This window comes from Paenibacillus sp. Y951 (genome assembly GCF_056786395.1).
Window position 1 is genome coordinate 89,039 of the sequence record NZ_JBXCIY010000003.1, and the last position, 12,956, is coordinate 101,994.

11 protein-coding genes and 2 pseudogenes are annotated in these 12,956 nt (G+C 42.0%); 11 read left to right on the forward strand and 2 right to left on the reverse strand.

Features of this window, described 5'->3' with window-relative positions; genetic code table 11:
• Nucleotides 1-104: 104 nt before the first annotated feature.
• The 10 genes and pseudogenes from hprK to AC1TPB_RS05220 all read left to right on the forward strand — a co-directional run bounded on the left by hprK (nt 105) and on the right by AC1TPB_RS05220 (nt 9,747).
• Nucleotides 105-1,013: an HPr(Ser) kinase/phosphatase gene (hprK, locus tag AC1TPB_RS05175; protein ID WP_482075526.1), complete on the forward strand. Its 909-nt coding sequence runs from the start codon at nt 105-107 to the stop codon at nt 1,011-1,013.
• A 150-nt stretch (nt 1,014-1,163) separates the two neighbouring features.
• A complete protein-coding gene (locus tag AC1TPB_RS05180; protein WP_482075527.1) occupies nt 1,164-1,625 on the forward strand; it encodes a GyrI-like domain-containing protein in 462 nt (153 codons plus the stop codon).
• Between the two features lie 35 nt (nt 1,626-1,660).
• Complete coding sequence (locus AC1TPB_RS05185) at nt 1,661-2,464, forward strand: PhzF family phenazine biosynthesis protein (protein ID WP_482075528.1); 804 nt, start codon at nt 1,661-1,663, stop codon at nt 2,462-2,464.
• Nucleotides 2,465-2,768: 304 nt separating this feature from the next.
• Nucleotides 2,769-3,107 carry a methyl-accepting chemotaxis protein gene (locus AC1TPB_RS05190; RefSeq protein WP_482075529.1) on the forward strand — a complete coding sequence of 113 codons (339 nt, stop codon included), beginning with the start codon at nt 2,769-2,771 and terminating at the stop codon, nt 3,105-3,107.
• A 703-nt stretch (nt 3,108-3,810) separates the two neighbouring features.
• On the forward strand, nt 3,811-4,542 hold the full coding sequence (locus tag AC1TPB_RS05195) for an MBL fold metallo-hydrolase (RefSeq protein WP_482075789.1): 732 nt from the start codon (nt 3,811-3,813) through the stop codon (nt 4,540-4,542).
• Between the two features lie 21 nt (nt 4,543-4,563).
• Nucleotides 4,564-5,564 (forward strand): annotated as a pseudogene (locus AC1TPB_RS05200) (hydroxymethylglutaryl-CoA synthase family protein).
• A gap of 1 nt (nt 5,565) precedes the next feature.
• Nucleotides 5,566-6,336, forward strand: coding sequence for an enoyl-CoA hydratase-related protein (locus AC1TPB_RS05205; protein ID WP_482075530.1), 771 nt, complete (start codon nt 5,566-5,568; stop codon nt 6,334-6,336).
• A gap of 52 nt (nt 6,337-6,388) precedes the next feature.
• Entirely contained in the window at nt 6,389-7,318 is a 930-nt protein-coding gene (locus AC1TPB_RS05210) for an ABC transporter ATP-binding protein (RefSeq protein ID WP_482075531.1), read from the forward strand.
• 14 nt (nt 7,319-7,332) lie between these two features.
• Nucleotides 7,333-8,574, forward strand: a complete 1,242-nt coding sequence (locus AC1TPB_RS05215) for an ABC transporter permease (RefSeq protein ID WP_482075532.1) — start codon at nt 7,333-7,335, stop codon at nt 8,572-8,574.
• A 12-nt stretch (nt 8,575-8,586) separates the two neighbouring features.
• Complete coding sequence (locus AC1TPB_RS05220; protein ID WP_482075533.1) at nt 8,587-9,747, forward strand: ABC transporter permease; 1,161 nt, start codon at nt 8,587-8,589, stop codon at nt 9,745-9,747.
• Between the two features lie 6 nt (nt 9,748-9,753).
• Here AC1TPB_RS05220 and AC1TPB_RS05225 read toward each other — a convergent pair.
• Nucleotides 9,754-10,545 (reverse strand): annotated as a pseudogene (locus AC1TPB_RS05225) (IS4 family transposase); the annotation flags it as partial.
• Between the two features lie 470 nt (nt 10,546-11,015).
• Between AC1TPB_RS05225 and AC1TPB_RS05230 the strand changes: the two are divergent.
• Nucleotides 11,016-11,156, forward strand: a complete 141-nt coding sequence (locus AC1TPB_RS05230) for a hypothetical protein (RefSeq protein ID WP_482075534.1) — start codon at nt 11,016-11,018, stop codon at nt 11,154-11,156.
• Nucleotides 11,157-11,708: 552 nt separating this feature from the next.
• Here AC1TPB_RS05230 and AC1TPB_RS05235 read toward each other — a convergent pair.
• A complete protein-coding gene (locus AC1TPB_RS05235) occupies nt 11,709-12,875 on the reverse strand; it encodes a GGDEF domain-containing protein (protein ID WP_482075535.1) in 1,167 nt (388 codons plus the stop codon).
• Nucleotides 12,876-12,956: the final 81 nt, after the last annotated feature.

Consider the following 12,956-nt stretch of genomic DNA (forward strand, 5'->3'; position numbering starts at 1 on the left):
TGATAACTAGATTATAAGTCGTAATAAGTATATAATAGGCAAAAAGAAACTCGCTCTCGTAGACTTATACGAGGGCGTTTTTTGCCACGATGGAGGTATAGGTGATGAAGGTAATAGAGGTCAATGAGCTAATTAATCAGTTTTCTTTGGAAGTGATCGCTGGTGCTAATGAACTGCATCGCCCAATTACGAAAGCACGAGCATATCGACCAGGGCTTGAATTTGTTGGTTATTTTGAATTTTTCCCACAAAAGCATATTCAAATATTAGGACGTAAAGAAATTACATATTTACATGGGTTAACCGAGGACGAGCGCAATCATCATATTGGTAATATTGTTAAATACCATCCACCGTGCTTTATCGTTACAGCAGGTCAAGATGGCTTGAAATATTTGAAGAAATATTGTGATGAAGAAGGCATTCCTTTACTTCGCACAAGCGATGATTCGGCTTCATTTATTGGGAAATTAGATCATTATTTGTTGAAGCAATTAGCACCAGAGCAATCGATACACGGCATATGTATGAATGTATCTGGAATTGGAATTATTATTCGTGGTAAATCAGGCATCGGAAAAAGTGAAACGGCCCATACATTAATTCGTCGTGGGCATCGCCTTGTAGCAGATGATATTATTGTATTGAAAAAACTTAGCCAACAGACACTGCTAGGTTCGCACAATGAGAAGACAAAAGAATTTCTGGCACTTCGCAGTGTAGGATTAGTCAATGTTGTGCGCTTATATGGTCGTAAGGCATTCCAAGATGAGACAAGAATTTCACTTGATATTGAATTGACGCGTTGGCGAGAAAATGATCTTAATAATGATCTTGATCTCGAGCCAACCTTTGTAGAGTATATGGGAGTGAAAATTCCACATTTAGAAATTCAATTACAGCCTGGACGGGATGTTGCGGGATTAATCGAGGCAGCTGCGAACAATTGGTACTTGAAGCAGCAAGGCTATAATGCAATGGAAGACTTTATGAAAAGACTAGAAAGTGAATAGCTATCCTTCATGAACGATGTATGCTACAATATTGACCGAGACTAGCTTTATCATATAGATCTTGGTGTTCGGCTAACGCTTCCGAAGTACTTTTCATCTACTCGGAAGTTATATTAGGAAGTTGATGAAAAGTTTTAGGAGGAGTATAACATGGATACTTGCTCAATTGTTAATAAATCAACGCTGCATCTTGTTGGAGTTCCTTATTGTGGACCATATTCATCTTTTCCGGATGAAGCGATTCGCCTGCAGACCGATTTTCTTGCAAGAAAGCATGAACTGAATCATGTTATACAGTCAAATGTGATGTATTGTCCGTACTTTGGTAACGAGGCATATGCTACATATTGGGCTTGTTTTGAATCCCAGTACAGTGAAGATCCCTTGCCACCAGGCATGGTTGCGATTACGATACCTATGCATCGTTATGCTTCAGTTAGTAGTTCATCGCAACGGATGGGCGAAGGCTATGAAATGCTCAAAGCATGGATGGGGGAGCATGGCTATAAGAAGCTAGATCAGGCAGTCTCATTAGAGATTTACTATCTAGAAGGTCAGCATTGGGAAGAGGAAATTGTTGATATTCTTATACCGATCGAGGATGAAGCGTAATATCGAGTAATAGTAATGATAAGGAGTTGCTAGAGATGAGCATTCCATATGCGATGATTAATGCGTACGGAGATGGACCATTCACAGGTAACCCTGCGGCAGTGCTTGTCATAGAACAAGATCAATTAACAGATCCACAACTACAGCAGATTGCTACAGAAATGAACGTTTCAGAAACGGCATTTATATATAGAAGTGAAAAGCGTAATCACTTTCAACTGAGATGGTTTACGCCGCAGGTTGAAGTGGATTTATGTGGTCACGCTACGCTTGCATCAGCATACTATGTGTATCATTTGGGTATTGTACCAACAGATGTAACAATCCACTTTCATACATTAAGTGGGGAGCTTGTTATTAGCCAGCACAATGGAGTTCTGAGGATGAGGCTGCCACAGGAGAGACCTGTAGCTTGCATGGCACCATCGGATCTCATTACCGCATTAGGTGTAATTCCGCGAGTAGTCAGTAAAAATCGTATGGATTATATCGTGGAGCTAGCAGATGAGCAAGATGTTCGTGAATTACAAGTAGAGTTATCATTGATTGCTGGATTAGACGCACGAGGTCTTGTTGTAACTAGTCGTGCAACGGATCCAGCATACGATATTGTATGCCGTACGTTTTATCCGCGTATTGGAATTGACGAAGATCCAGTCACTGGATCAGCGTTTTGTGCGCTGGCTCCATATTGGCAAAAGAGATTGCGAAGCAGCTTATTACTGAAAGTAAAGCAGCTATCGTCACGTGGTGGATATGCAACGCTCCAGCTTGAAGGCGATTATGTTATTCAAGAGGGGAATTGTTATATATGGTCTGTAGGTAGTCTCCATATATAGAATTGAAAAGGGCATCTCAAGACTCAATTGGGTCTTGAGATGCCCTTTGACTGTAACATCTTCAATCCTATTTAACGTCCTCTGATGGGATTCCGTTAAACAAATGTTAAATTTAAACCTATATTGTCAAGTTGGTTTCCCCACTCCAATCGGTTTAGATTATGCATCGTCGTAATAAACTGCTTGTAAATATTGTGTGGGGAATGCTAGCGCTAGGGATTGTGGTTAATCTGTTGACGGGAGCTGGAAGTGATTCCAACATAGTGCTGGCGGCTGTAGCGACGTGCAATCGTTGATCGGACAGATGGAGCGAATAAATGAAAGTATCTTGTCTGCCGTGACGATTATGGACGAACTGAAAGAACAAAGTCGGCAGATTGGTGATATTGTAGCGACGATTCGTAATTTGTTCAGCCAGACGAACTTACTTGCACTTAATGCTGCTATCGAGGCGGCGCGCGCAGGAGAATACGGACGAGGATTTGCTGTTGTTGCAAGTGAGATGCGCAAGCTAGCAGAGACATCGGGACAGTCCACGGAAGAAGTTAGTCTGATCCTTGAGTCTATTCAAGATAAGACCAATGAAGCTGCTGCACAGTATCTTCTTGCCCCGTTTCAACATATAGTACGTACCAACTCATAAATTCACCTTTTTTCAATATAATATTGAGAAAATAACATTCGGAAAAAGTACTATGCTTACTAAATCATTCTATGTTTTAAGTGATACAGATAAAAAGTACATATATTTATTAAATGACCTTCTACAATACATTTATACCTATTTAATCAAAATTCTATTATATAATTAATATACCTAGAAGATGACTTGGCGTCAAATCGAGAGATGAACTCCTGGCATGGATGCTGTTCGTAGAATTAGAGAGGAGTGTACACGAAACGGAGATTTTCACTAAATGTCACAAAATATTTTTTTTGGATGATACATGAGGAGGATGTGATAAAAAAAGTTATTTTTACATAAAAAATAGATATATATTGACATAAAGCGCCAATAAGGTATAATGGCAAAAGAAGGCAAACCAACTATTTTTCATGCTATATAGTAAAAAGTGTGAAAAGAGTATTGGAAGTATAATAAGAGACAAAGTTCCAAGAGAATCCAATCGTTGTTTCGGCACGTTGGTCACGATTTTGGAGTAAAATAGATATATTTAGAGCGCAAGTACTAGACATTAGTCAGTCATAATTTGCGCTTATTTCGCATGGACTTTTTTTAAGGGGCATTACATCTTTAACTGTTGTTATCCAATAGGAAAGTGACTAAAAAGGGGATTTTCCCCTTTTTTTCATATGTTAACATGTAGCGAGGTGCTCATGAATTGATGAAAACCTATGATCTTTATCTTCTTCGTGCGGGGCCCCCAACCTTGCATAACTATATTTATATTCTTGTTGACCGCGCCACACGGGAATGTGCAATTGTAGATCCGGCGTGGGATTTGCAGGCTATTCTTACAATGTTGAATAAAATCGGAGCTCGGCTAACGAAAATTTTACTCACCCATACCCATTATCATCATGTCAATCTCGTTGAGCGGCTTGTAGAGAAATATGGTGTTGATGTTTATTTATCTAACGAGGAGAAGCGGTATTACTCTTTTGATGCTCCGAATTTGAAGCTTCTTAATAACCAGGATGTGATTATGCTAGGTAGCACGGTGATTGAATGCTTGCTTACTCCGGGGCTTGCTGTGGAAGATATCGATTACCTCAATGCCCATGGTTCTTCCTCACCGCTTGGAGACGAGACGGAGTTGAGGGCGATTGAACAGTCTTTTGGTGATCATGCTTATCAATTAAGGATCAATGCCACCAAGGGACTTACCGGACATTGTCTGTACACTGCTGGTGTAGTTGAGGCGGTGGCTACCATCGTGCAAATGAATGAGCAATTTCATCATCCGAACCTTAACTTGCTGGAACCAATCGACTCACGTTTTCGTTTTTGTGGGGATAAGGCGGTACCTGCAGACATACATATTGCTATGAGCAACTCATTTGGCTTCGGTGGAATAAATTCAAGCGTCATCTTCAAGAGGATGAACTGCAACTAAGGTAAAGGAGAAACGGGTAAAATGCGAGTAGGTATTGAAGCGATGAATTTTTACGGTGGACCAGCCTTTATTGATGTCCGCAGCATATTTATAAAGAGAGGGCTTGATCTTTCTCGATTTGACAACCTGATGCTGGAGAAGAAAACCGTTGGTTTACCTTGCGAGGATGCGATAACGAATGCAGTAAATGCAGCCAAGCCGATAATTGATCAACTGACGGAGGAAGAACGAGCGATCGAATGTCTTATGCGGAGCCAACCCAGGCCCTTGGAGCTACAGCTATGCTGGTAAGTGATCGACCACATATTTTGGAGCTCGATTTCGGTGCCAGTGGTCAATACAGCTACGAGGTCATGGATACGTGTCGACCATTGCCCGATATTGAAACCGGCGATCCAGACTTGTCCCTGCTTTCTTATCTAGACTGCCTGGAAAATAGCTTTGCGGCATATACAGATCGGGTAGACGAGGCGCATTTTGTCCGCTCCTTCGATTATTTGGCGTTTCATACTCCCTTCCCAGGCATGGTAAAAGGTGGACATAGGAAGATGATGCGTCAGCTTTTACGAGCAAAGCCGGAAGAAATTGAATTTGATTTCAAGCAACGGTTAGAGCCGTCGCTCGCTTATTGCATGCAAGTAGGCAATGTCTATTCTGCAACGCTTTATTTGGCATTGTGCAGTCTGATCGACCATGCGAAGCTGGATGCCGTTCGTCGCGTTGGATTATTTTCCTACGGTTCGGGCTGCTCATCAGAGTTTTATAGCGGTACCATATCACCTCGCTCGAAGCAATTATTGGGTAAGATGAAGATTCAAGAAACCTTGTCCAGACGATACGAGCTGAGTATAGAGGAGTACGATTGTCTGTTAGATCTCAATAAGGAATGGATTTTCGGTGTCGATAATCGAGCGGTTGACCTTCGTTCGGTCTCTCATATTTACGATTACTTTTTTGGTGGAAGAGGGCTGCTTGTGTTGAAGCAGGTCAAGCAGTTCCACCGAGAATACGTCTGGAGCTAGCATGGAGATGACGTACAAAGAATTGCTGGTCCGCTCCTCTTTTGGAATGTTAACCGTTACCTTTAACAGGCCTGAAACAAGAAACAGTTTAACTCTATCCTTGCTGCAGGAGCTCAATGTACTGCTCGATTCCGCTGAAGGTGATGCAGCATGTCGCCTTATTGTTCTAGAGGGCAGTAATGGAATTTTCTGTAGCGGCATGGATTTTAAGGATGTACTGTCTGCAGGCGCCGAAGATCATATTAATCCGTTTACCGTACTTTATATGAAAACACTTGGGAGATTTCGAGAAACGTCAAAAATTATAATAGCCAAGGTAAACGGCGATGTCGTTGCAGGGGGTGTTGGATTAGTAGCCGCATCGGATCTCGCGATTGCGACACCGATGTCAAAATTCAGCTTGTCTGAAGCGCTATGGGGCTTACTACCTTCTATGGTACTGCCATATCTGATCCAACGAGTCGGTTATCAATTGGCCTATCGTATGACGCTGACCACCTTGCCGATTACTGCGCAAACCGCGTTAGGTGCAAGGCTTGTCGATGAGGTGCATGAAGCACCGGATGAGGCGATACGGCTACTGCGGCAGCGGCTGCTGCGAGTTGATGAGACAACTATCCGAAGAATGAAACATTATTTTAACAGGTTGAACGGGATCTCGGCAGAGACAGAGAGAGAGGCTATCTTGGAAACCTCGTCACTGCTTGCAGATGGGAAGATTCGTACGAATTTGGAGAACTATGTGAAATATGACAAATTCCCTTGGAACTGATGTCAAGAGGTTTCACTGGAGGTTGAACTGAATAAATGAAGAGGGTGTTCCCATGTTAAAGGTTGTAGAGTTGAAGAAGCGCTTTGGCAAACATGATGCTGTTCGCGGTGTGACGTTTGAAGTGGAGAAAGGAGAATCGTTCGGATTGTTGGGGCCGAACGGAGCTGGCAAGTCAACGACAATCTCGATGATTTGCGGCTTGATTCAAAGCGATAATGGCGATGTCCAGGTCGGGGGTATGTCGATTAAAGACAATAGGCAGCAAGCCAAGCAGAAGATTGGTATTGTGCCTCAGGATATCGCGCTTTATCCGACGATGTCAGCTCGCGAGAATTTGAACTTTTGGGGTAAGATGTACGGACTCTCTGGAAGCGATGCGAAGCGGCGGACGGAGGAAGTGTTAGAGATTGTTGGTTTGTCGGATCGGGCGAAAGAAAAAATAGAGACCTACTCAGGAGGTATGAAACGCCGAATCAATATTGGCGCTGCTCTAATGCACAGCCCGGAATTGTTAATTATGGACGAGCCTACCGTTGGAATTGATCCGCAATCGAGAAATCATATTCTAGAGACGGTAAAACAGCTAAACGAACAAGGCATGACAGTTATTTATACAAGCCACTATATGGAAGAGGTGGAGTACCTGTGCGATCGGATCGCGATTATTGATCAGGGGCAGGTCATTGCCATTGGAAGTAAGCAAGAGCTGTGTCAACGTTTGGATGAAGGTCCTTCAATCAAATTGATATGTGACCACGTTCCTGCTGGGCTCGAAGCTAAATTGAAAAAGATCGACGGTGTACGACAGGTTGTAGCTGAAGAAGAAAGCATAACCTTTTTTGCGGCTGATCCTTCGCAGGTGCTTGGTCAAATTGTCGAGATTACACTCGGGGAAAAAGTGAAAATCGTATCTCTTGATTTCCAAGAGCCGAATTTAGAAGCCGTATTCCTGCAATTGACCGGACGGAAACTGCGGGATTAAGGGAGGAGAAGTCATTGAAAATTTTTACGATCGCTTGGAAAGATGTTAAAATCCGTCTCCGTGACGGTAAAGGACTTCTCTTGACCATGTTGATGCCCATTGTGCTTACCGCTATTCTAGGCTTTGCATTGAACGGAGTCGTCAACGGCGACGCGAACTCGATGCCTGATATGAAGATTGCTGTCTATAATGGGGATGAAGGTGCGATGGGCAATGCATTGGTATCCGATGTTCTACAAAGTAGTGAATTAATAAAATATATTAAAATTGAAAATTACAGCTCCGATCAGGAAGTGATGCAGAGCGTACAAAACCGTACCACCGATGCGGGAATTGTCATCCCCGCAAAGTTTACCGATCATATGACCGAGGGAGAAGAAACCCAAATTCGTGTCATTAATGATCCTGGAAAGAGTAACATTACCGAAATTGTTAATGCCATCGTTAAATCGTATACAGATCGAATATTAGTCGTTGCAGATGCTTCCCAGATGGTAATTAGCGACATTACTTCAGTGGAAGTGATGTCGAATCCCGATGCGCCAGTTACACAGCTGAATCCTGAGGGATTACAGAATCTCGGAGAGGAAATTGCCTCTGATCTAAGTAACTTGTCGGCTAATCCTAATGCGATTGCAGAGGAAACCCCAACAGGACATAAGCAAGTGTCCAGCATGCAATATTATGCAGTTGGCATGGGCGTCATGTTTCTACTCTTTGCTGCGACAGTAGGAGCAAAGTCGATTTTGAACGAACGCTCGACTGAGACATTATCTCGGCTACTTATTTCACCGACGGGCAAGATGACCATTGTCATCGGTAAATTTCTCGGAACGCTAATAACGGCAGTCATTCAATTTTTAGTATTTATGCTGGTGACCAGATTAATTTTTGGCGTGCATTGGGGTGATGATGTATTTCAGAGCATCGTCATTGGCGTAGTTTATTCTTTTGCCGTCTCTGGTATTTCTATGTCAGTCGCGGCTGTGATCAAGACAGAACAGTCCGCAGATATTGCGATGGGTATTGGCATTCAAATTTTTGCGTTGCTGGGAGGATCTATGCTGCCATTGGCGATGTTCCCGGATATGATGCGTCAATTGGCGTTGATTGCGCCGAACACCTGGGCGTTAAATAGCTTGCTCGACATCATGCAAGGCACGACGTGGCAAGCATTGTTACAGCCGATTTGTGTACTGCTCGTTGTGGGTATTGTATTTCTCACATTGGGAGCCTGGCGCTTACGCGCTAGATAGAGGAGGGAAGGAATGGGCAAAATATGGGCCATTTGCTGGAATGAAGTACTTCAGGTATTTAAAAAACCAGGGAATTATTTAATGATGTTTGCACTGCCTCTAATTTTTACGCTTGTGGCGGGCAGTTTAATGAGCGATCCAGAGACGTCTAGAACGAAGCTGGCTATTGTGGATCAGGACAAAACGGCCGTCTCGCATAATATTGTGAGTAAGCTTGGGAGTAATGATCTTCTTGTTATACAAGAGACGGATATGGTACATGCGGAAAAGCTATTGAAGGATAAGAAGGTTTCTGGTCTCGTTGCGATTCCACAAGGTTTCGGTGAGCAATTGAAGCAAGTTAAGGATAGTACCATTGAGTTCCGTCATGGTCCCGATCTGGCCATTGCCTCGGCGATCAGAGATACAATTGACAACGTTCTTGCGCAAGCAGCGGTTCAACTGAAAGCGGCCGCCGTGTGGAGCCAGTATAAGGGAGTTGATGACTCAGATGCTTTGTATAGTGAATTATCTGGTAAATTTGATGAGCGAGAAAGCGCGATGGAGATGGTCGTACTCACCTATCACAAAAGCGCTGAGAAGCTGAATAATGTGTCGTATCGCTCTGTCGGCTTTGCCATTATGTTCTTGTTCATGTCACTGTTAATTGTGACAGGCACGATATTGCAGGCACGTTCCTCTGGAGTATGGTATCGCTTGTTGTCTACGCCTGCATCTCGATTGGAAATTTTGCTTGGCTATATGTCATCCTTCTTTATTACCGGTTGGATTCAATTCGGTATATTAATTGTTACGACCTCTGTACTGTTCGACGTCAATTGGGGCAATATACCGGCTCTAATTGTACTGGTATCTGTACTCAATCTGTGTGTTGTTGGTCTCGGCATGTTTATTGCAGGGCTTGTTCGTACTACCGAACAACAGGCGGCGCTCGGCTCGCTAGTCGTCGTTGCAACTTCTATGTTGGGAGGATTGTATTGGCCGCTAGATTTTGCTCCTGAGCTGATGCGGAACATTGCAGAATTTATGCCTCAGACTTGGGCTATGCGAGCATTTACCGAATTGGTGGCCCGCGGTGGCTCGCTATCGGACATATTGATGCCAATTGCAGTATTGCTCGGATTTTCGGTCATTTTCTTGATAGCTGGTGTGTCAAGAGTGAAATATGAATAACTTGCACTGAAGGGATAAGCGACGACCGTGGACAAGATATCGTTTTTTATCCGCTTTAACCATATCGATCACATCCAAACCGCGATCTCGTATCGCTTGGATCAACGGGGCATGTGTAAACCAACTGTCCATGAGTACGTAAGAAGCTTGTATGCCAGCAGATAACGCTCGATCAATCATAGCTGGAACAACCCCTGAAGCAGGTAGTAGAGCTTCCATCCGTCGCTTGTAACCAGATGTTCGCTTATCGATGCCTTCCATGATGCCGTTGACTTGAGATTTAAGAGATGCGAGCAAAGAGAAGTCAACGGGAATAAACGTATGACCGTCCGACCAGCCAAGCGTAAGCATACGAAATCCTTTATAATAGGAACCTGTCGCGTGATCCTTAAACCTAGATAGTAACTCGACTTTTTTTCTACGATTACGCTCAAACATGGCGTCATAGATGACAATAACAGATGCTCGATCTACTGAAGTCAGTGCCTCTGAACCTTTTCAATCGTGGAGGAGCTTAGCGATGACAAGAACCGACGCCAAGCATAGCCACTGTGGTTAAGAAAACGATACACGCTATCCTTGCCTGGAAATCCTTCACTCATCTCGCTTTCCAACAAGCGAAACCAGTTCTTATGGTGAAATAAGAGTACAAATACGAGTTGAAATAAATATGAACAGGAATATCCAAACGTCTTCTTAAAACCTGAATTTCTCAAGTGTTGTAATACTTTCAGTTCTTTAAAGACAGGTTTAATTTCATTTGGTAGTTGACTTTTTTTGAACATTTTGCTCTATCATATAGAGGACACCTCTTCTGTGTGGTAGTGATTGGTCGTACTCTCACTTTACCAAACGAAGTGTATAGAATTCAGTAATGGGTTGTCTACTGCTACCATTCCATTTAGAAAGATTTCACATTGTTCGTTTGAGTTTTATGGGAATAAACGGATCTAGGTATCCTCGATCTTGTGATTGGATGATGTTGATGCGCAGGGGAAAGGTGTGGCGTGAAAGGGATGGATCGCAGTAGGTTAAGCATGAGTTTGTTCGGCGCTGCAGAGCAGAGTATTGATTCGAAATATATATTACAAATCAAAGGAAGCGCTCCAATTCCTCAACATTAGAAAATAGCCGAACAGATTACGAAAGAGACTCATTGGAACACATATCTAATTTCTATTTAAAACACGACATGTTTGTGAAATGGAATCTATTTAGTAGAAAGACGTTGAGTCATACATTGAATTTTGAAATTGTACTAAAAGTGAATGATGCTTCTAGAAGAGGATGAACAATCTGTAACTGCTGAGGTATTAACTACTCCTGAATTGAAACAGATGATGAATGAACCTTACATTCGACATGTGATTGAGGGAAAGTTAAATGGATGCCGAATCGAAATTAGTTAGAAAAACTAGGATATACAAATACTGACGCTATATCTGCATTGGAACATTATTTCGATATTATCAAGCGCAGCATGGGCTTTAATGAAAATACCTGGGCATTCGCATACGAAGTTGATCGTTAGAATAAACTGGCTCAAAAGAAACACGACCCCAATGATACGAAGTTAATAGACGTTACAGAACTTCGCAAGCGTGTTTTGGCGAATCGGGCAATCGAAGAAAAACTTGAGCGGGGATTCCAACTTAGAAGAAGCTTTTAAAACAAAAATGAAATAATCTAAACCGATTGGAGTGAGGAAACCAACTTGACAATATAGGTATAAGTTTAACATTTGTTTAACGCAATCCCATCAGAGGACGTTAAATAGGATTGAAGATGTTACAGTCAAAGGGCATCTCAAGACTCAATTGAATCTTGAGATGCCCTTTGTTTAATTTTTTTGATCAATAATGAAGATGTTTCGCCCTATTCGTCCATTTTGTCCGCTAGAAAGAGTAGCTTGATGCATTAATCCAGCCGAAAGTGGGTACGGATGATGCTGGTTTTATTTATTAATTTTGAACTTTATTTTTGACAGCTGCTGGCAACGACCGGTACGCCGACACTTTATTTTTTCCTGTCGCTTTCGAGTAATACATCGCTTCATCAGATTGTTTGATTAACAAGGCAAGATTATTGGCTTCCTTAGTCGTGCTGAATCCAATACTAACGGTAACAATCGTTTCTTGCTCGATTCTAGAGCGAATCCGTTCAGCAATCTGCATCGGCTTAATACGGTCAATGACAATACCACCTAGTAATTCTTCACCGCCGTATCGGCCAGCAATACCGAAAGGAGATACTTCTTCCTTTAAGATAGAAGAAACCTGCTGTAATGCTTTGTCAGCTACTTGATGTCCTTGTGTATCATTGAGCCGCTTAAAGTTATCGATATCACAAAAAATAATAGCGACTTGCTGGCGGGCAATCATTGGTGTTAATGTTTTCTGGAAATAGCGCCTTACATATAGCCCTGTTAGACCATCGACGATCGAAGATTGATATGTCGACAGTAATCGTTCAAGCACCCATTCAAATAATAAGAAAAAGATAAACACGTAATAGAGAACAGGTAATGAGATAACTAAGTAAAATAACCAGCGCTGCTCCATTTCAAATACGTACATATGAAGAAGATACGCAAGCTCGTACATGAACATCACTAGTAGGCTAATATAATATGGCGTGGTCATTTGAATATGACGAGTTACGACAAGCATAGTAATAATTAAGATGAACATATAAAAATCCATAATCGGAAAGGCAAAGTACTCCACATTATTATAAATGATAGAGTAAGGCTCCACGATCCAGTTCACGATCGTAACGGCAATAGTTCCTACTAAAAGCACAATAATCGGTAGGATTTTAATATTTGTTCCAACCGCATACATCTTCATCAGCACAAAATTTAAGATGATAAAGGAGATTAGTTGTATACTTGTCGAAATAATATATAAGTAAGTCGGTATCGGCTCGGCGTTCCATACATCAAAGCCAACAATGAACTGCCGGATGAGATCACATGCAAGTGTAACAATTAGGATGATGTAAATTAGTTTATTTCGATAGTTGGACATAATTCGGATCGCCATCACGATCATAAGCGCAATAATAATACTACAAGTTGTAATGGAAAAAAGCTCAATAAGCGTCGTATTAATTGAAATGTTGTTCATTCATATATCCTCAATGTATAGTAGTAGTATGTCATAAGTGAAACATATGTTCTAATATATCATAAATTGGCGAAATAATGT